At 71.3% G+C, this 17,901-nt stretch carries 18 protein-coding genes; 10 read left to right on the top strand and 8 right to left on the bottom strand.

The window, feature by feature from the left end; genetic code table 11:
- Window positions 1-3 precede the first annotated feature (3 nt).
- Window positions 4-2,502, top strand: coding sequence for an RNA helicase (locus tag ASG05_RS00595; RefSeq protein WP_056256146.1), 2,499 nt, complete (start codon window positions 4-6; stop codon window positions 2,500-2,502).
- A gap of 74 nt (window positions 2,503-2,576) precedes the next feature.
- Window positions 2,577-4,205, top strand: a complete 1,629-nt coding sequence (gene lnt, locus ASG05_RS00590) for an apolipoprotein N-acyltransferase (RefSeq protein ID WP_056256144.1) — start codon at window positions 2,577-2,579, stop codon at window positions 4,203-4,205.
- Window positions 4,206-4,280: 75 nt separating this feature from the next.
- On the opposite strand, the gene ASG05_RS00585 is transcribed toward lnt, so the two are convergent.
- From ASG05_RS00585 to ASG05_RS00570, 4 genes are all read right to left on the bottom strand, one after another.
- Window positions 4,281-4,646, bottom strand: coding sequence for an RNA polymerase-binding protein RbpA (locus tag ASG05_RS00585; protein WP_056256142.1), 366 nt, complete (start codon window positions 4,644-4,646; stop codon window positions 4,281-4,283).
- A 116-nt stretch (window positions 4,647-4,762) separates the two neighbouring features.
- On the bottom strand, window positions 4,763-5,551 hold the full coding sequence (locus tag ASG05_RS00580; RefSeq protein ID WP_056256138.1) for a glycerophosphodiester phosphodiesterase family protein: 789 nt from the start codon (window positions 5,549-5,551) through the stop codon (window positions 4,763-4,765).
- The gene (locus tag ASG05_RS00575) at window positions 5,548-6,693 is read right to left on the bottom strand and encodes an SPFH domain-containing protein (protein WP_082486193.1); all 1,146 of its coding nucleotides are present in this window, start codon (window positions 6,691-6,693) and stop codon (window positions 5,548-5,550) included. The genes ASG05_RS00580 and ASG05_RS00575 overlap by 4 nt, the downstream gene beginning before the upstream one ends.
- Window positions 6,694-6,697: 4 nt before the next feature.
- Window positions 6,698-7,177, bottom strand: a complete 480-nt coding sequence (locus tag ASG05_RS00570; RefSeq protein ID WP_056256135.1) for an NfeD family protein — start codon at window positions 7,175-7,177, stop codon at window positions 6,698-6,700.
- Between the two features lie 124 nt (window positions 7,178-7,301).
- Here ASG05_RS00570 and ASG05_RS00565 point away from each other — a divergent pair, with 124 nt between their 5' ends.
- The 6 genes from ASG05_RS00565 (at window position 7,302) to ASG05_RS00540 (ending at window position 11,575) form a co-directional block, all read left to right on the top strand.
- On the top strand, window positions 7,302-8,069 hold the full coding sequence (locus ASG05_RS00565) for an SDR family oxidoreductase (protein ID WP_056256131.1): 768 nt from the start codon (window positions 7,302-7,304) through the stop codon (window positions 8,067-8,069).
- Between the two features lie 28 nt (window positions 8,070-8,097).
- Complete coding sequence (locus tag ASG05_RS00560) at window positions 8,098-8,538, top strand: NUDIX hydrolase (RefSeq protein WP_255354529.1); 441 nt, start codon at window positions 8,098-8,100, stop codon at window positions 8,536-8,538.
- Window positions 8,539-8,713: 175 nt separating this feature from the next.
- The gene (locus ASG05_RS00555) at window positions 8,714-9,280 is read left to right on the top strand and encodes a hypothetical protein (RefSeq protein ID WP_369814022.1); all 567 of its coding nucleotides are present in this window, start codon (window positions 8,714-8,716) and stop codon (window positions 9,278-9,280) included.
- Between the two features lie 12 nt (window positions 9,281-9,292).
- Window positions 9,293-9,880 carry a GTP cyclohydrolase I gene (folE, locus tag ASG05_RS00550; RefSeq protein WP_056256124.1) on the top strand — a complete coding sequence of 196 codons (588 nt, stop codon included), beginning with the start codon at window positions 9,293-9,295 and terminating at the stop codon, window positions 9,878-9,880.
- Window positions 9,873-10,814 (top strand): dihydropteroate synthase, encoded by a 942-nt coding sequence (gene folP, locus ASG05_RS00545; protein WP_056256122.1) that lies wholly within the window; start codon window positions 9,873-9,875, stop codon window positions 10,812-10,814. Before folE ends, folP begins: the two co-directional genes overlap by 8 nt.
- Window positions 10,811-11,575 (top strand): pyrimidine reductase family protein, encoded by a 765-nt coding sequence (locus ASG05_RS00540; protein ID WP_082486192.1) that lies wholly within the window; start codon window positions 10,811-10,813, stop codon window positions 11,573-11,575. Before folP ends, ASG05_RS00540 begins: the two co-directional genes overlap by 4 nt.
- A 36-nt stretch (window positions 11,576-11,611) precedes the next feature.
- Here the strand turns inward: ASG05_RS00540 and dhaM are convergent, their stop codons facing one another.
- The 3 genes from dhaM to dhaK form a co-directional block, all read right to left on the bottom strand.
- Window positions 11,612-12,298 (bottom strand): dihydroxyacetone kinase phosphoryl donor subunit DhaM, encoded by a 687-nt coding sequence (gene dhaM / locus ASG05_RS00535; protein WP_056256119.1) that lies wholly within the window; start codon window positions 12,296-12,298, stop codon window positions 11,612-11,614.
- 2 nt (window positions 12,299-12,300) lie between these two features.
- Window positions 12,301-12,951, bottom strand: a complete 651-nt coding sequence (gene dhaL / locus ASG05_RS00530) for a dihydroxyacetone kinase subunit DhaL (protein WP_056256116.1) — start codon at window positions 12,949-12,951, stop codon at window positions 12,301-12,303.
- A gap of 126 nt (window positions 12,952-13,077) precedes the next feature.
- Window positions 13,078-14,079, bottom strand: a complete 1,002-nt coding sequence (gene dhaK / locus ASG05_RS00525) for a dihydroxyacetone kinase subunit DhaK (protein ID WP_056256114.1) — start codon at window positions 14,077-14,079, stop codon at window positions 13,078-13,080.
- Window positions 14,080-14,276: 197 nt separating this feature from the next.
- On the opposite strand from dhaK, the gene ASG05_RS00520 reads away from it, so the two are divergent.
- Both ASG05_RS00520 and glpK read left to right on the top strand, forming a co-directional pair.
- Window positions 14,277-15,014, top strand: coding sequence for an MIP/aquaporin family protein (locus tag ASG05_RS00520; protein ID WP_082486191.1), 738 nt, complete (start codon window positions 14,277-14,279; stop codon window positions 15,012-15,014).
- A gap of 158 nt (window positions 15,015-15,172) precedes the next feature.
- On the top strand, window positions 15,173-16,693 hold the full coding sequence (gene glpK / locus ASG05_RS00515; RefSeq protein WP_056256112.1) for a glycerol kinase GlpK: 1,521 nt from the start codon (window positions 15,173-15,175) through the stop codon (window positions 16,691-16,693).
- Between the two features lie 146 nt (window positions 16,694-16,839).
- Here the strand turns inward: glpK and trpD are convergent, their stop codons facing one another.
- Window positions 16,840-17,895: an anthranilate phosphoribosyltransferase gene (gene trpD / locus ASG05_RS00510; RefSeq protein ID WP_056256110.1), complete on the bottom strand. Its 1,056-nt coding sequence runs from the start codon at window positions 17,893-17,895 to the stop codon at window positions 16,840-16,842.
- Between the last annotated feature and the right edge of the window lie 6 nt (window positions 17,896-17,901).

The raw sequence follows: 17,901 nt of genomic DNA, 5'->3' as shown, positions 1-17,901 counted from the left end.
CCGGTGAGTCCCGACCTCAGCCCGGCGGAACGCTTCGCCGCCGCGAAGACGCGCGTCAAGACGCCCAGGCTCCAGGCCTTCCGGTCCCGCCTGGGGTTCTCTCTCGACCCGTTCCAGATAGCCGCGTGTGCCGCGGTGGAAGACGGCAACAGCGTCCTCGTCGCCGCCCCGACCGGTGCGGGCAAGACCCTCGTGGCCGAGTTCGCGATCCACCTCGCGATGCAGGACCCCCGGGCCAAGGTCTTCTACACCGCTCCGATGAAGGCGCTGAGCAACCAGAAGTTCCAAGAGCTCGTCGCCGAGTACGGGGCCTCCGAGGTGGGCCTGCTCACCGGCGACACGAACGTCAACTCGCGGGCCCGCATCGTCGTCATGACCACCGAGGTCCTCCGCAACATGATCTACGCGGGTTCCGAGATGCTCACCGACCTCCGGTACGTCGTCCTCGACGAGGTGCACTTCCTGGCCGACCGCTTCCGTGGTGCCGTGTGGGAAGAGGTCATCATCCACCTGCCCCTCGACGTGCGCCTCATCTCGTTGAGCGCCACCGTGTCGAACGCCGAAGAATTCGGTGACTGGCTGCAGACCGTGCGCGGCAGCACCGAGGTCGTCGTCTCCGAGGACCGCCCAGTGCCCCTCGACCAGCACGTCCTGGTCGGCGGCAAGTTCCTCGACCTGTTCGACTCGTCGGGGCAGGCCGCGACCAACAGGGTCAATCCCGAGCTGCTCCGGGCGACCTCCCTCGGGCGGCGTGGCGGGCGCAGCGGCGGTCGACGCAGCGAGGGGCACTCGTCCGGGCGCGGCGGCTCGCGGGGCCACGTCGTGCCGCCGACGCAGGGCGGCCCCGGCCGACTCGACCGCTGGAAGATCGTCGAGATGCTCGACGACCAGAACCTCCTGCCGGCGATCTTCTTCGTCTTCAGCCGCGTCGGTTGCGATCAGGCCGTCGCCCAGGTGCTGCGGTCGGGCATCCGTCTGACGACCGCCGAGCAGCGGCACGAGATCCGCGAGATCGTCGAGGCCCGGTGCCGCACCCTGCGCGACGAAGACCTGGCGGTGCTGGGGTACTGGCGGTGGCTCGACGGGCTCGAGCGCGGCGTCGCCGCGCACCACGCGGGGCTGCTGCCGGCTTTCAAGGAGGTCGTCGAAGAGCTCTTCCAGAAGAAGCTCGTCAAGGTCGTCTTCGCGACCGAGACCCTCGCGCTCGGCATCAACATGCCGGCCCGGACGGTCGTCCTCGAGAAGCTCGAGAAGTTCAACGGCGAGGCCAGGGTCCCGATCACCCCGGGCGAGTACACCCAGCTGACCGGCCGTGCCGGCCGCCGGGGCATCGACGTCGAGGGCCACTCGCTCATCCAGTGGCAGCAGGGCCTCGACCCCCAGGCCGTCGCCTCCCTCGCGTCGCGCCGCACGTACCCGATGAACAGCAGCTTCCGGCCGACCTACAACATGGCCGTCAACCTCATCGAGCAGTTCGGGCGTTCGCGCACCCGCGAGGTCCTCGAGACCTCGTTCGCGCAGTTCCAGGCCGACCGCTCGGTCGTCGACCTGGCGCGCAAGGTGCGGTCGCAGCAGCAGTCGCTCGACGGCTACGCCGCCTCGATGGCCTGTCACCTCGGCGACTTCGGTGAGTACACGTTGCTGCGTCGCGAGGTGGGCGACCTCGAGAAGCAGGGCGCCGCCCGCGCCGATTCGCAGTCGCGCGCCGAGCGCGACAAGCGTCAGCGCCGAATCACCGAACTCCGCCGGCAGCTGCGGCAGCACCCGTGCCACGCCTGCCCCGAGCGCGAGCAGCACGCCCGGTGGTCCGAACGGTGGTTCAAGCTCAAGAAGCAGACCGACCAGCTGTCGGCCCAGATCCGCAGTCGCACGGGTGCCGTGGCCAAGGTCTTCGACCGGGTCACCGACGTCCTGCTCGACCGCGGGTACCTCGTCCCGACGGGCACGAAGGCCGGAGGCACGGGTCGCGTACCACGCGACGCCGAGGTCTCCGTCGCCCCGGCCGGCCGCACGCTCCGACGCATCTACGGCGATCGCGACCTCCTCGTGGCCGAGAGCCTGCGCCTCGGCCTCTGGAACCTCCTCGACGTCCCGTCCCTGGCGGCGATGGCGGCGACCCTGGTGTACGAACCCCGCCGTGACGAGGGGCAGCTCTCCGAGCGCTTCCTGCCGCGAGGCGAGTTCCGCACCGCACTCGACGCCACCCAGACGCTCTGGGCCGAGCTCGACGACCTCGAACAGGAGAACCGCCTGCCGGGCAGCCAGCAGCCCGCGCCGGGGCTGGCCCTCGCCATGCACCGATGGGCCCGTGGGGCTCCTCTCGACTCCGTCCTCGAGGACGCCGACCTCGCCGCGGGCGACTTCGTCCGGTGGACGAAGCAGACCATCGACCTGCTCGACCAGCTGTCGGTCGTGGGCGACCTCCCCGTCGGCCCGACGGCCCGTCAGGCGCTGGACGCGGTCCGCCGGGGCATCGTGGCGTACACGGCGGTCGGCCCCTGAGGCGTCGCTCCTCCAGCCGGCGGGGTGGTGGGCGGGCGGCGGGTCTCCCAGACGCCGCCACCTAGAATCGCGGGGTGTCTTCCCGAGCGACCGACGTCCGACTGCCCCTCTGGCTCGCCGTGGTCGTCGCGCTCGGTGCGGGTGCCGTCCTCGACGGCGGCTTCCCCGACGGTGACATCTGGCCCCTGACGTTCGTCGGCATCGGCTTCGTCCTGCTCACACTGAAAGGCCGGTCGCTCGGCGGCTCGTTCCTCGTGGGCCTCGTGGCCGGGCTGTCGTTCTACCTGATCCACATCTCGTGGGCGACGCTCTTCCTGGGCGTGGTTCCGTGGGCCGCCCTGTCGACGCTCGAGGCCCTGTTCTTCGCGGCCGGAGCGATGCTGATCACGCTCGCGTACCGCTGGGTGCCCCGGGTCTGGCCGGGCACCCTGGGCCGGACCGTCCTGCTTCCCGTCGTCGTCGGCGGGCTGTGGACGCTCCGCGAGTTCGTCGCCGGCAACTGGCCCTACGGTGGCTTCGCCTGGGGTCGGGTCGCCCTGAGCCAGTCCGAGAGCCCGTTCGCCGGACTCGTCGCCTGGCTGGGCATCTCGGGCCTGTCGTTCCTCATGGTGGCGATCGTCGCGGCGCTCCTCCAGCTCGCCCTCCAGACCACCGTCCGCGGGTCGACCCGGGTGCTCGCCGGCGCCACCGTGGTCGTGGCCGCACTGGTGGTGCCCGCCTGGCCCACCCACTCCGCCGGGACGGCGACCATCGCCGCCGTCCAGGGCGACGGCGACGCCGGTTACTTCTCCGATCGCGAGTACGGCGACCTGACCAACGCCCAGGTGCTCGCGATGAGCAGCCTGCAGGCCCAGTTGGCCCAGCTCCCCGAAGACCAGCGCGACCTCGACATGATCGTCTGGCCCGAGGGCGGCAGCGACCGTGACCCGACCCGTGACACCGCCGGGCGGTACGTCTTCGACGCGATCAGCCGCGGCTACGACGCCCCGCTCGTCTCCGGCGTCATCACGCAGAGCGACGACGGCGAGACCGTCTACAACTCGTCCCTGCTCTGGGCCGACGGTGCCGTGCAGGACCAGTACGACAAGAAGCACCCGGTCCCGTTCGGCGAGTACGTCCCCGACCGCGACTTCTGGCGCCCGTTCGCCCCCGACCTCATCGACCTCATCGGTCGCGACTACACCCCGGGCACGCGGGACGAGGTCTTCGACCTGGGTGGGTTCCGGGCCGGCATCTCGATCTGCTTCGACATCGTCGACGACCAGCTCATCACCAACATGATGGACGAGGGCGCCCAGGTGATCATCGGCCAGACGAACAACGCGGACTTCGGCACGAGGCCCGGCCAGACCGACGAGAACGAACAGCAGCTCGCGATCGCGCGCCTCCGGGCGATCGAGACCGCACGCCCCCTCGTCAACGTCTCGACGGTCGCGTCGACGCGGGCCATCGACGCCTCGGGGCGGACGACGGCGAGCATCCCCGACTACGAACCGGGCACGATGGTCGCCGTCGTCGACCTCGGGACGGGCACCACCCCGGCCGTCGTCGCCAGTCGGGCGATCGAGCTGCTGGTCTCGTTCTTCGGGCTGGCCGTGCTCGTCCTGTCCCGACTCTTCATCGGCACCCGCCGGTCACGTCGACGCCGCCTGCTCGACGAGGCACCCGACCCGGTGCTGCCGCGGTGGCGAGTCGTCGACTGATCGGCACGCCCCCACCGCACGCGACGGCGAGAGGCCCGGGCACCTCGCGGTGTCCGGGCCTCTCGTGGTCTGCGGTCAGGCGCCGATCTTGTGCTGACCCTTGCGGGCCCGCAAGAAGTCGAGTCGTTCTTGCAGGAGCTCTTCGAGCTCGGCTCGACTGCGACGTTCGAGCAACATGTCCCAGTGGCTGCGGGGGACCTTCACGTCGCCGGCGTCGATCTCGACCGGCTTGCCGTCGGCCGACAAGAGGCGGCCTTCCTGACCACTCTTGGGGGACTGCCAGATGTCCGGGATCTCGGCGTCCGCAGCGAACACCATGTCGAACGTCTGACCGTCGGTCGTCTGGTAGACGGCCTTCTTGCGGGGCGAGAACTCCACGCCCTCTTCGCTCTGCAGGCTCTGGCTGCCGAGCCTCATTCCGCGCAAACTGCGATCTGCCATTGTGTGGTCTCCTCTCGCGTTGCAATCACCCGTTGTAACCCGTTCTGGACCCTGCCCGTTCCGAGCCGTGCGCTTTCACAGTCGCTTCACAGTGCCCGGGCAGGCGGGAACGACGCTCAGATCGCGAGGCGACCGACCTCGACGAGGGCCAGATCGGCCCGGTCGGAGACGATCCCGTGGACGCCGAGGGCGAGGAGGCGGGCCATCACGGCGGGCTCGTTGACCGTCCAGACGTGGGTCTCGACGCCCAACGCGGCGAACTCGGCCACGCGCGAGGCCGTCACGATGCGGACGGGCCCCTTGCGTTCGGGCACCTGCACGGCGCCGCAGCCAGCCAACGCCCGCCGGAGGAGGGCGCGTCGGAGGCCGGCGACGGGGACGAGCCCGGCGGCGACGGCTGCGGTGATGCCGCGAGACGAGGCGGAGGTGGCCACGCCCGGCAGCGCCGCCACGGCACGGAGGCGGCGCCGATGGTCGAACGAGGTGACGAGCACGCGGTCCGTCGCGCGCACCCGCTTGATCGCCCGGACCGCCGGCGCGACGGCCTCGTCCGACTTGAGGTCGACGTTGAACCGCGTCTCGGGGAACGCGTCCAGGGCCTCGTCGAGGGTCGGGATCTCGTGTTCGCCGTCGAGCCGGACGGTCTTGACGTCGGCCAGGTCGAGGTCGAGGAGGCGCTGGTCACGTCCGGCGAGCCGCCTCAGGTCGGGGTCGTGGCTGATGACCGCGATGCCGTCGCGCGTGGCGTGCACGTCGGTCTCGACGTAGGTCGCTCCGGCCGACACGGCGAGGGCGAACGCCAGCATGGTGTTCTCGGGCGCCTCGACGGCCAGGCCGCGGTGGGCGAGCACGCGCGGCCCGGGCGGCGCGAACCAGCCGGCCGAGACCGGGGGAGCGGACGTCACGACGAGGTCGCGGGGGGAGTGGTCGGCCCGGTGCCCGCGGTGCCCCCCTCGGGGGCGGGACCGGCGGGAGCGTCGCCCGCCGCGCCTCCTCGGGGAGGAGTGCCGCCGGTGGTGCCACCAGGCGTGGTCACCGTCGGGAAGCCCAGGTCGGGTTCGGCCTCGAGGTCGACCGTCGACGCCAGGTCGGGCGTGACGTCCATCTCGGAGACCTTGGGCGCCTCGGTCGGGGTCCACCCGGGGGCGTTCGGGTCGCGCGGGGCGAAGAACCCCTGCCCGATGCCCTTCAGCGCCTCGGTCAGCTCGCTCGGGATGATCCACATCGTGTTGGCCGTGCCGTCGGCGATCTTCGGCAGGGTCTGGAGGTACTGGTAGGCCAGCAGCTTCGGGTCGGGGTCGCCGGCATGGATGGCGTTGAAGACCGTGGCGATGGCCTCGGCCTCACCCTGGGCGCGCAGCACCTGGGCCTTCGCGTCGCCCTCGGCCTTGAGGATGGACGACTGGCGTGAGCCCTCGGCCTCGAGGATCTGGGACTGCTTGGTGCCCTCGGCGGTCAGGATGGCGGCGCGACGGCTGCGCTCGGCGCGCATCTGCTGCTCCATCGAGTCCTGGATGGACAGGGGCGGGTCGATGGCTTTGAGCTCGACGCGGCCCACCCGGATGCCCCACTTGCCCGTCGCCTCGTCGAGGACGATGCGCAGCTGACCGTTGATGTTGTCGCGGCTGGTCAGCGCCTGCTCGAGGTTCAACCCGCCGACCACGTTGCGCAGCGTGGTCGTCGTGAGCTGCTCGACGGCACCCAGGTAGTTCGCGATCTCGTACGTGGCGGCCCGGGCGTCGGTGACCTGGAAGTACACCACCGTGTCGATCGAGACGACCAGGTTGTCTTCGGTGATGACGGGCTGGGGCGGGAACGAGACGACTTGTTCGCGCATGTCGATCAGCGGGCGCACCCGGTCGATGAACGGCACGAGCAGGTTGAGCCCGGGGGAGAGGGTCTTGTGGTACCGACCCAGTCGTTCGACGACGCCGGCGCTCGCCTGCGGGATGATGCGGACCGAGCGGAACAGGATGACGAGGACGAGCACGACGATGATCGCGACGACCACGATCGTGACGACGGTGCCGGCACTGATGGTGTCCATGGGTTCAGGACCTCTCTGCGGGGGCGACGAACGCCGTCGACCCCTCGATGGCGGTCACGACGACCGGGGACCCGGTGTCGAGGGCGAGGTCGGCGGCCGCCGACGTCGTGGGGGAGGACAGCACCCGTGCCGTCCAGGTCTCGCCGTTGGACAGCTTCACCTGCCCGGGGTCGGAGCCGATCGGCACCACGACGGTGCCGCGCAGGCCGAGCAGGGCCTCGACGTTGCTGGGCGTCGGGTCGCCCCCTCGGCGCAGGGCTCGGAGAAGGGGAGGCCGCACCGTGAACAGCAGCAGGACGGCGAGCACGGCGGCGACGATCGCCTGCAGCCACCACGGCGCGCCGAAGAGCCCCGCGAGCAGACCGCCGACGCTGCCGATGGCCAGCATCAAGAAGGTGAATTCGAGCGTCGTCACCTCGACGATGACGAACACCAGGATGAGCGCGACCCACGCGACCCATGCGAAATCGTTCAGGACGTCCATGTGGACCTTCTCTCGTTCCCCTGTTATGGAAACTACCACCCGCCACCGACGCTGACGAGGGTCGTTGGTAGGGTCGAGTCCGGCCCGCGGGCCGACCGACCCCTTGCACAGTCTGGAGCACGCCTTGTCCAATCCCCTCGCCGCAGAGTCCCTCACCGGAGCCCGAGTCCTGGTCACCGGGTCGTCCCGGGGGATCGGCGCCGACACGGTGCGCTACTTCGCCGAGGCCGGGGCCAAGGTCGTCGTCAACTACCGCAACAAGGAGAAGCGGGCGCTGCAGCTCGTGTCGAAGATCGAGGAGGCCGGTGGCGAGGCCATCGCGATCGGTGCCGACCTGACCGACGACGCCAGCCTCACCGCGATGTTCGACACGGTCCGCGACGCGTGGGGCGGGCTGGACGTCCTCGTCATGAACGCCTCGGGCGGCATGGAGACCGGCATGGCCGAGGACTACGCCCTGAAGCTCAACCGCGACGCCCAGGTGGCCCTGCTGACGGCCGCGCTGCCGCTGCTCGCCCCGGGGTCGCGCGTCGTCTTCGTCACCAGCCACCAGGCGCACTTCATCCGCACCACCGAGACGATGCCCGAGTACCGGCCGGTGGCCCTCAGCAAGCGCGCCGGCGAAGACGCCCTGCGCGAGATGCTGCCCCAGCTCGAGGCCGCGGGCGTCGAGTTCGTCGTGGTCTCGGGCGACATGATCGAGGGCACCATCACGGCGACGCTGCTCGAGCGGTCGAACCCGGGGGCCATCTCGTCGCGCAAAGAGAGCGCGGGCAAGCTGTACAACGTCGCCGAGTTCGCGGCCGAGGTCGCGTCGGCCGCCGTCGACCCGGTCCCGGCCGACCACACCCGGCTCGTGGGCGACACCAGCGACTTCGCGCCGATCGTCTGAGGCGGGCCACCTCGTGACCGAGAGGGTCGTGCGTCCGACCTCGCGACTCCTCGTCCTCGACGACGACGACCGTCTGCTGCTGATGAAGACGGTCGCACCCGACACGAGCCGGTTCGCGCGGTGGATCACTCCGGGCGGCGGGGTCGACCCGGGCGAGACGCACGTCGAGGCGGCCGTCCGTGAACTGCACGAGGAGACCGGCCAGGTCGTGACCCACGTCGGCGACGTGGTGCGCGTCGACGACTTCGAGGTGCCGTGGGACGACGCCGACCACACCCACGGCCACGCCGAGTTCTTCGTCGTGCGCCTGCCGCACTTCGAGGTCGTCGACGACGACTGGACCGACGACGAGCGGACCGACATCCTCGCGTCGCGCTGGTTCACACTCGACGAATTGGCGACCACCGACGAGCCGGTCGAACCCGCCGACCTGGCCGACCTGTTGCGTCAGGTGCTCGGCCGGGGCTGACTCGACCAGCGCCAGGCGCAGGCCGACAGCGCGTGCCGGACGGGTTGCCACCAACCCCTCTCCGGACCAGCCCCGGGTGACTGATAATGTACATTATGTCAAGTAATGCTGATCTGAGGACTGACAGCCGCTCCCCGGCGGCGCGCGTCGCGCCTCCTCGGAGTTGCCTGGTCGCATGACGACCGACGCGACCGACACGACCGAAGCAGACGACGCCACCGACGGCGACGGCCCCGACGAGGCGCACCGCCGACCCGACGGGCTCGACGACGCGACCGTGGCAGCACTCGGCGATCTCTCGGCCGCACTCGAGATCGTCGAGCAGGCCCGGGGCTTCCTGTACGGGTTCCACCGCCTGACCGGCAAGGCCGACCTCGCGCTCGGCGATGCGGTCGACTCGTTGCGGGACGCCGGCCACGCCGAGATCGCCGACCTGCTCGAACGCGACCTCGTGGGCCGCAACGTCGTCGAGGGCCCGTGGACGTACCAGCTCGTCGAGGACTACGACGACGGTTACCATGCCGCCTTCCGCGAGCACGAGAAGAACGCTCGTGATGCCTTGGCGGGCGGCAGGAGGCACCTGTTCGAGGCCGAGATGAAGGAGGCGCGGCGCAGCCACGGACGGCGGCACCACGAGGCGCTCCCCCGCGACCGCGCCGACGGCGCTGATCGCGCCGACCGCGCCGCCGGCGCCGACCGAGACGCCGACGAGGCGGACGGCACGACCGAGCCCACCGCCTGAGAGGATGGTGCGATGACCCACCCGCCGATCGACCGGCCCCGCATCGAGGCCGCCGTGCTCGAACTGCTCGCCGCCATCGGTGAGGACGTGGGGCGGCCCGGGCTCGAGTCGACGCCACGACGCGTGGCCGACGCCTACGCCGAGTTCTTCTCGGGGCTCACGGTCGACGCCGCCGACCTCGTGGCCCAGGCCACCGTCCCGGCCGAGAGCCACCAGCTCGGCGAGGTCGTCATCGTCCGCGACATCTCGTTCCGTTCCGTGTGCGAGCACCACCTGCTGCCCTTCGTGGGCGTCGCCCACGTGGCCTACGTGCCCGGCGAGACCATCGTCGGACTGGGCGCGCTCCCCCGGGTCGTCGACGCCGTCGCCTCGCGACCGCAGCTGCAGGAGCGCCTCGGCGAAGAGATCGCCGATGCCGTCCAGGCCGGGGCCCGACCGGACGGAGTCCTCGTCGTGCTTGACGCGTCGCACGGCTGCGTGACGACGCGGGGCCCTCGCCAGACCGCGAGCACGACGGTGACGCTCGCCAGCCGGGGCGTGCTCTCCGAGCCGGCGGCGCGCGCCGAGGCCGTCGCCCTCATCGGCGCCTCCCGTGCCTGACCCCGCCGGCGATGCCCGCGGGGCCGCTGCCTCGGCCGTCGTCCTGCCCACGCTGCACGTCCCGGTGCGGCGCATCGGGGCACGCACCTTCGACTTCTCACGACAGGTCGCCGTGATGGCGATCGTCAACCGGACGCCCGACTCTTTCTTCGACCAGGGCGCCACCTTCGCGCTCGACCGTGCGGTGCAGGCCGCCGTCGACGCAGCCGAGGCGGGCGCCGACTGGGTCGACATCGGCGGCGTCCCCTTCGCACCGGGGCCCGAACTGTCCCCCGCCGACGAACTCGACCGCGTGCTGCCCGTGGTCGAGGCCCTCGCCGTCCGGTCCGACGTCGTGATCTCGGTCGACACCTTCCGCCCCGAGGTCGCCGAGCGGGTCGTCGCCGCCGGGGCCCACGTGATCAACGACACGACGGGGCTGCACGACCCCCGCCTGGCCGACGTGGTCGCCGACTCCGACGCCACGCTCGTCGTCACCCACAGCCTCGCGGCACCGCGACGCCCCCATCCGCGCCCCCGGTACGACGACGTCGTCGCCGAGGTCGTCGAGTTCCTGGCCCGCCGGGTCGACCTCGCGCGGGCCCACGGCGTCCGCGACGACCGACTCGTCGTCGACCCGGGCCACGACCTCAACAAGACGACGCGACACTCGCTCGAGCTCACGCGCCGGTTGTCCGAGGTGGCCGCCCTGGGGCACCCGACGCTCGCCGCGGTGTCGAACAAGGACTTCGTCGGCGAGTCGCTCGGCCGCGACAAGCCCGACCGGCTCGCGGGTTCGCTCGCCGCGGCCACCGTCAGCGTGCTGCAGGGCGCGCGCATCGTCCGGATGCACGACGTCCGGGCCAGCGTCGACGCCGTCCGCATGGTCGAGGCGATCCTCGGCTGGCGGGCCCCCGTCCTGGAACGCCACAACATCGACGAAGGGGCCTCGTGACCGCGACCACCATCACGCAACTGCACCCCGTTCCCCCCCAGATCGGCAGGGCGCTGACGCTCGACGACCTCGTCGACCTGCACGCCCCGCGCGACCGCGCGAACCCTCGGGTGCGGGCGAACTTCGTCGCGAGCGTCGACGGGTCGGCGACGGCCGCCGGCCGCACGCGCGACCTCGGCGGCCCGGCCGACCTGCTCGTGTTCGACCTGCTGCGCCGCCTCTGCGACGTCGTGGTCGTCGGGGCGGGCACCGTCCGCGACGAGGGCTACGGCCCGATGAGCCTCGGTGACGACGCGGTGGCGTGGCGCCGTGCGGCCGGCCTTCCCGACCACCCCGTGTTCGCCATCGTCTCCGGGTCCCTCGGGCTCGACCCGACGAGCGGCGTCTTCGCCGACGCCCCCGTGCGGCCGGTGGTGTTGACGCACGACGGCGCCCCTCGAGACGCCAGGGCCCGACTCGACGAGGTCGCCGACGTGGTGTCGTGCGGTCACGACCGGGTCGACCCGCGCCTCCTCGTCCGGGCCCTCGTCGACCGAGGACTCCCGCAGGTCCACACCGAGGGCGGGCCGGCGCTCTTCGGCGACCTCGTGGCCGCCGACGTGGTCGACGAGCTCTGCCTGACCGTCTCGCCCAACCTCGAGGGCGGGGCCGGGCCGCGCATCGTCGCGGCCCGCGAGGCGATGGCGCTCGAGGGCCTGAGCCTCGACCACGTGCTGCTCTCGGGCGACATGCTGCTCACGAAGTGGTCGCGCCGCCGCTGACGTCGGCGCCCGGGAGGCACGGGTCGCGCGGGGCGGTCAGCTCGCCTTCTCGCCGAACCCGCCCTCGATCAGCGTGATGAGGTCGTCGACGGCCGCGGCGGCGTCGGGGCCCGTGGCCATCACGGCCACGGTCGAACCGACGCCCACGTTCAACCCCATGATGCGCAGGAGGCTCTTCGCGTCGACACCGTTGACGGTCACGTCGGCCTGGTACTTCGACGCATGCGTGACGAGGTCGGCGGCGGGCCGGGCGTGCAGCCCGGACTCGTTCACCAGCACCGCGGAGCGCTCGATGGCGTCCCCGCCACGCAGCTCGCGCTCGTCGGCGTGGGCGTCCGCGACGCCCGTCGCCGTGCGCGCCGCCGCGGCGACGGCGTCCAGGTCTCCCCCGGTCTCGGCCGCGACGGCCGCGGCCACCGTGCCCTCGACCAACGGGGCGTCGGCAATGATCACGCGCTCCTTGTCGGCGTCGTCGAGGAAGTCGACGGCCGTCTCGCTCGTGAGGATGGCCGAGCCGAGGTCGCAGAGGACGACCGCTCCCCCACCGGCTCCGGCCTCGGCCAGGGCGGCCGAGATCTTGTCGAAGCTCGTGCCGATGGCGCCGTCGTCCGTGCCGCCGGCGGCGACGAGGGTCGTCGTGGGCGCCATCTGGCGGGCCAACTCGACCACGCCCTCGGCGATCTTGGTGCTGTGCGAGACGACGACGATTCCGATGGTGGGCATGCTCAGGACTCCTTGGTCGTGCCGTCGGCGGCGTCCGCCGCCGCGGCGATGATGAGGGACGACGACTGGGCGCCGGGGTCCCGGTGGCCGACGGCTCGCTCGCCGAGGTAGCTGGCCCGACCCTTGCGGGCCACCAGGGGCTCGGTCGACGCGGCTCCGGCGGCGGCGGCGTCCGCGGCCGCGCGGAGGACGTCCGCGGGGCTCGCTCCCCCGGCTGCGGCAGCCGCGGCGGCGTCGACGGCCGGCGTCCAGGCGTCGATCATGGTCTTGTCGCCGACCTCCGCCTTGCCGCGCAGCACCACTCCGTCGCGAGCCGCCGTGAGGAACGCCACCACCGCCTTCGAGTCGAGCTCGGTGGCGTCGCCGAGGGCCGCCGACCCCTTGAGGTACGCCGTGCCCAGCAACGGACCCGAGGCGCCGCCGACCGTCGAGATCAGCGTCGTGGCGACGAGCTTGAGCGCCGCACCCGGCGTCGCGTCCGCGGGCAGGTCGGCGAGCCGGGTGCGCACGGCGGTGAAGCCCCGCGACAGGTTCTCGCCGTGGTCGCCGTCGCCGATCTGCCGGTCGAGCTCGCTGAGAGCCGTGTGCTCGGCGGCGACGACGTCGGCCGTCCGGTCGATCCAGGCCCGGGTCCAGGTGGCGTCGAGTGTCATGCGGTCGTCGTTCCTCTCGTGGTGCGGTGGTGCGGCGTCACGCCGTGGTGCGATGCAGCGGTGCAGCGGTGTGACCGTGTGGTGGTGTCGGCGTGGCGTGGTCTCGTCGGGTCCGGCGGCGCCGGGTCACCGCCCCCGGCGGAGCGCGGCGGTCTCGACCGGCGCGTCCCAGAGCTCGGTCAGTTCGTCGTCGAGGCGCGTCACCGTGATCGACATGCCCTGCATCTCGAGGGACGTCACGTACGAACCGACGAGGCTGCGCGTCACCTCGACGCCCTGACCTTCGAGCACCTCGGCGGCATGACGGTAGGCGATGTACAACTCGACGAGGGGCGTGCCCCCCATGCCGTTCACGAAGAGCAGCACCCGGTCACCGGACGTGACCCCGAGGTCGTCGGTCACGGCCGCCAGCAGACGGTCGACGACCGCGTCGACGGGCTCGAGCGGGACGCGCTCTCGCCCCGGCTCGCCGTGGATGCCGATGCCGATCTCGATCTCGTCGTCGGCCAACGTGAAGCTCGGCTCGCCGGCGTGCGGGACGGTCCCCGCCGTGAGCGCGACGCCCATGGTCCGGGTCGCCTCGTTCGTGCGACGGGCGACCTCGGCCACCGCGTCGAGGGAATCGCCGCGTTCCGCCGCGGCACCCGCCGTCTTCTCGACCACGACGGTGCCGGCCACGCCTCGACGACCGGCGGTGTAAAGGGAGTCCTTCACCGCCACGTCGTCGTCGACGAGCACGGACCGCACCGTGATCCCCTCGGCCTCGGCGAGGTCGGCGGCGGTCTCGAAGTTGAGGACGTCTCCCGTGTAGTTCTTGACGATGTAGAGCACCCCGGCTCCGCCGTCGACGGCCTGCGTGGCGGCGACGACCGGGTCGGGCGTCGGCGAGGTGAAGACCGGACCGGGCACGGCGGCCGAGAGCATGCCGAACCCGACGAACCCGGCGTGCAGGGGTTCGTGACCGCTGCCGCCACCGCTGACGATCGCGACCTTGCCCGGCGTGGGGGCCGCTGCCCGCCGCACGAACGTCGGGTCGTGGGAGACGACGACCAGGTCGGCGTGAGCCGCGCCGAAGCCGGCCACGGCCTCGTCGACGACATCGGACGGATCGTTGATGAGCTTCTTCATCGAAGTACCTTTCGCGGCGCGGGACACGGTGCTGAGGGCATCAGGCTGCCGCTCAACCTACTCCCAGGGCACCCCGATGCACATATGTGCAAACACCCGATGTTTCCTTCTCATCGCGTGTGATCACAGCACTAAGGTGTTGACACACGCTCACCGCGGGTGCACTGTCGCCCCGCCGTACGACAAGGAAGGTCGACGTGAACCTGGGATTGATTTTTCTTTCAGAGACGGTGGGCACCGCGTTGCTGCTCACCCTCGGTGGCGGCGTCGTCGCCAACGTCGCGCTGACGAAGACGAAGGGCTTCAACGGCGGGACGCTCATGGTCAACTTCGGCTGGGGCCTCGCGGTCTTCGTCGGGATCTTGGCCTCGTACTCGTCGGGGGCACACCTGAACCCGGCCGTCAGCATCGCGCAGCTCATCCTGGGCAACATCACGTTCGGGGCCTTCCTCGTCTACGTGCTGGCTCAGATGGTCGGAGCGATCATCGGTGCGGTCGTCGTCTGGCTCGCCTACAAGCAGCACTTCGACGACGAGCCCGACCCCGCGACGAAGCTCGGCGTCTTCTCGACCGGCCCCGCGATCCGCAACTACGGCTGGAACCTCGTCACCGAGATCATCGGCACCTTCGTGCTGGTCTTCACGATCATCGCCATCACCAACGGCGCCTCGCCGAACGCCGCCAACCTCGGCCCGCTCGGCGGCCTCGCCGTCGCCCTGCTCGTGGTCGGCATCGGCGCCTCGCTCGGTGGCCCGACGGGCTACGCCATCAACCCGGCCCGTGACCTCGGACCGCGCATCGCCCACGCCTTCCTGCCCATCAAGGGCAAGGGCGGCAGCGACTGGTCCTACGCCTGGGTGCCGGTCGTCGGCCCCCTCGTCGGCGGTGCCCTCGCGGCACTGCTGTCCTTCCCGCTCCTCCCCCTCGCCGCCTGACCCCGGCGTCCCCCTGATCGGCCGAGGCCGGCTCACCCGCGCCGACCGACCCCGATCGCACCACCCGCTCCCAGCAGAGGCTCGGGCCCGTCCGCTCGAATGGACCGACCCGGGCCTCTGTGCGAGCCGCATCCATCAACGACGAAGGAGTTCCACCCGTGAGCGACACCGACTACGTCCTGGCCATCGACCAGGGCACCACCAGCACCCGCGCCATCATCTTCGACCACTCGGGTTCGATCGTGGCCACCGGCCAGAAGGAGCACGAGCAGATCTTCCCCCGTGCCGGTTGGGTCGAGCACGACCCCGCCGAGATCTGGGAGAACACGCGCGAGGTCATCGGCCAGGCCCTGTCCCGCGCCGACATCACGCGTCACAACATCAAGGCCGTCGGCATCACCAACCAGCGCGAGACCGCCGTCGTCTGGGACAAGACCACCGGCAAGGCCGTCTACAACGCGATCGTCTGGCAGGACACCCGCACGCAGCCCATCGTCGACCGCCTCGCGGCGGACGGCGGCGTCGAGCGCTTCAAGCCGATCGTCGGCCTGCCGCTCGCCACGTACTTCTCGGGCACGAAGGTCGTCTGGATCCTCGAGAACGTCGAGGGTGCCCGCGAGAAGGCCGAGGCCGGCGACCTGCTGTTCGGCACGACCGACACCTGGGTCCTCTGGAACCTCACGGGCGGCACCGACGGCGGCGTCCACGTCACCGACGTGACCAACGCCTCGCGCACCCTCTTCATGGACCTCGAGACGCTCCAGTGGCGTGACGACATCCTCGAGGCGTTCGACGTGCCGAAGTCGATGCTCCCCGAGATCAAGAGCTCGTCCGAGGTCTACGGCACCGTCGAGGCGTCGAGCCTGCTGCGCGAGGTGCCGATCGCCGGCATCCTGGGCGACCAGCAGGCCGCGACCTTCGGCCAGGCCGCCTTCGACCAGGGCGAGTCGAAGAACACCTACGGCACCGGAAACTTCCTGATCTTCAACACGGGCGAAGAGATCGTCCACTCGAAGAACGGCCTGTTGACGACCCTCGGCTACAAGCTCGGCGACGCGGCCCCGCACTACGCACTCGAGGGGTCGATCGCCGTCACCGGCTCGCTGATCCAGTGGCTGCGCGACAACCTGGGCATGATCGGTTCGGCGCCTGAGGTCGAAGAGCTGACCAAGACCGTCGACGACAACGGCGGCGTCTACTTCGTGCCCGCCTTCTCCGGCCTGTTCGCGCCCTACTGGCGTTCCGACGCCCGAGGCGCCCTCGTCGGCCTCACGCGTTACGTCAACAAGGGGCACATCGCCCGCGCAGCCCTCGAGGCGACCGCGTTCCAGACCCGCGAGGTGCTCGACGCCGTGAACGCCGACTCGGGTGTCGACCTGACCGAGCTGAAGGTGGACGGTGGCATGACGGCCAACGACGCCCTCATGCAGTTCCAGGCCGACATCCTCGACGTGCCCGTGGTGCGACCCGTCGTCGCCGAGACCACCGCACTCGGCGCGGCCTACGCGGCCGGTCTCGCGGTCGGCTTCTGGGAGACCCTCGACGACCTCCGCGCCAACTGGCAGGAAGACAAGCGCTGGACGCCGAACATCGACGCGGACGAGCGTGACCGCACGCTCCGCCTCTGGAAGAAGGCCGTCACGAAGACCTTCGACTGGGTCGACGAAGACGTCAACTGATCCACGCCGTGCGAAGGGCCCGTCCGCGAGGACGGGCCCTTCGTCGTCCCGCCCGGCACGTCCCCGGTCACGAGGACGTGCCGCGAGGGCGGGGAGGCGCGGTGACGGTCAGGAGGCGCGGTGACGGTCAGGAGGCGCGGTGACGGTCAGGACGCGCGCGTCGCCGCCACCCACTGGTCGAGTTTGGCGATCGCCGCCCCCGAGTCGACGGCCCGGGCCGCGACCTCGAGCTGTTCACGGAACCGGGCGAGGAGGGGGCGTTCTCGCTGACCGGGATCGGCGGCCAGCCCGTACGACACGAGGCCCGCCGCGGCGTTGAGCAACACGATGTCGCGCACCGGTCCCCGCGCCCCCGCCAGCACCTCCCGGGCGACGCCGGCGTTGTGGACGGCGTCTCCGCCGATCAGGTCGCTGATGCTGGCCCTCGGGATGCCGAGCTCGAGCGGGTCGAGGTCGTGCTCGGTCACCGACCCGGCCGTGACCTCCCAGATGTGGCTGTGACCGGTCGTCGTGAGTTCGTCGAGACCGTCGTCGCCCCGGAACACCAGCGCCGTGGCACCACGGGTCTGGAACACCCCGACGATCAAGGGCACCTTGTCGAGCGACGCCACGCCGACCGCACTGGCCTCCGGCCGGGCGGGGTTGACGAGCGGCCCGAGGAAGTTGAACACGGTGGGAACGCCGATCTCGCGCCGGACGACGGCGGCGTTGCCGAAGCCCGGGTGGAAGGCGGCGGCGAACGCGAAGGTCAGCCCGGCCTCCTGGAGCACCGCGGCGACGCGATCGGCCCCGATGGTGAGGTCGATGCCGAGTGCCGACAGGACGTCCGACGAGCCCGACGACGAGCTCGCAGCGCGGTTGCCGTGCTTGATGACGGGCACGCCCGTGGCGGCGACGACGACGGAGGCCATGGTCGACACGTTCACGGTGCCGAAGCGGTCGCCGCCCGTGCCGACGATGTCGACAGCCATGGTGTCGACCGGCAGGGCGACGGCGTGCGCCAGGACGGCGTCACGGAAGCCCACGATCTCGTCCACGGTCTCGCCCTTGGCCCGGAGCGCCACCAGGAAGGCACCCAACTGCGCGGGGGTGACGTCGCCCGTCATCACCTGGTCCATCGACCACGTGGCCTCGCTGATCGAGAGGTCGCGACCGGTCAGCAGTGCGTCGATGATCAGGGGCCAGGTGAGCTCGGAGGTCATCGTCCC

This window comes from Frigoribacterium sp. Leaf186 (assembly GCF_001423905.1).
Taxonomy (GTDB): Bacteria; Actinomycetota; Actinomycetes; order Actinomycetales; family Microbacteriaceae; genus Frigoribacterium.
The sequence above is the reverse complement of the archived record's forward strand: the minus strand, read 5'-3'. Positions and strand labels throughout refer to the sequence as shown.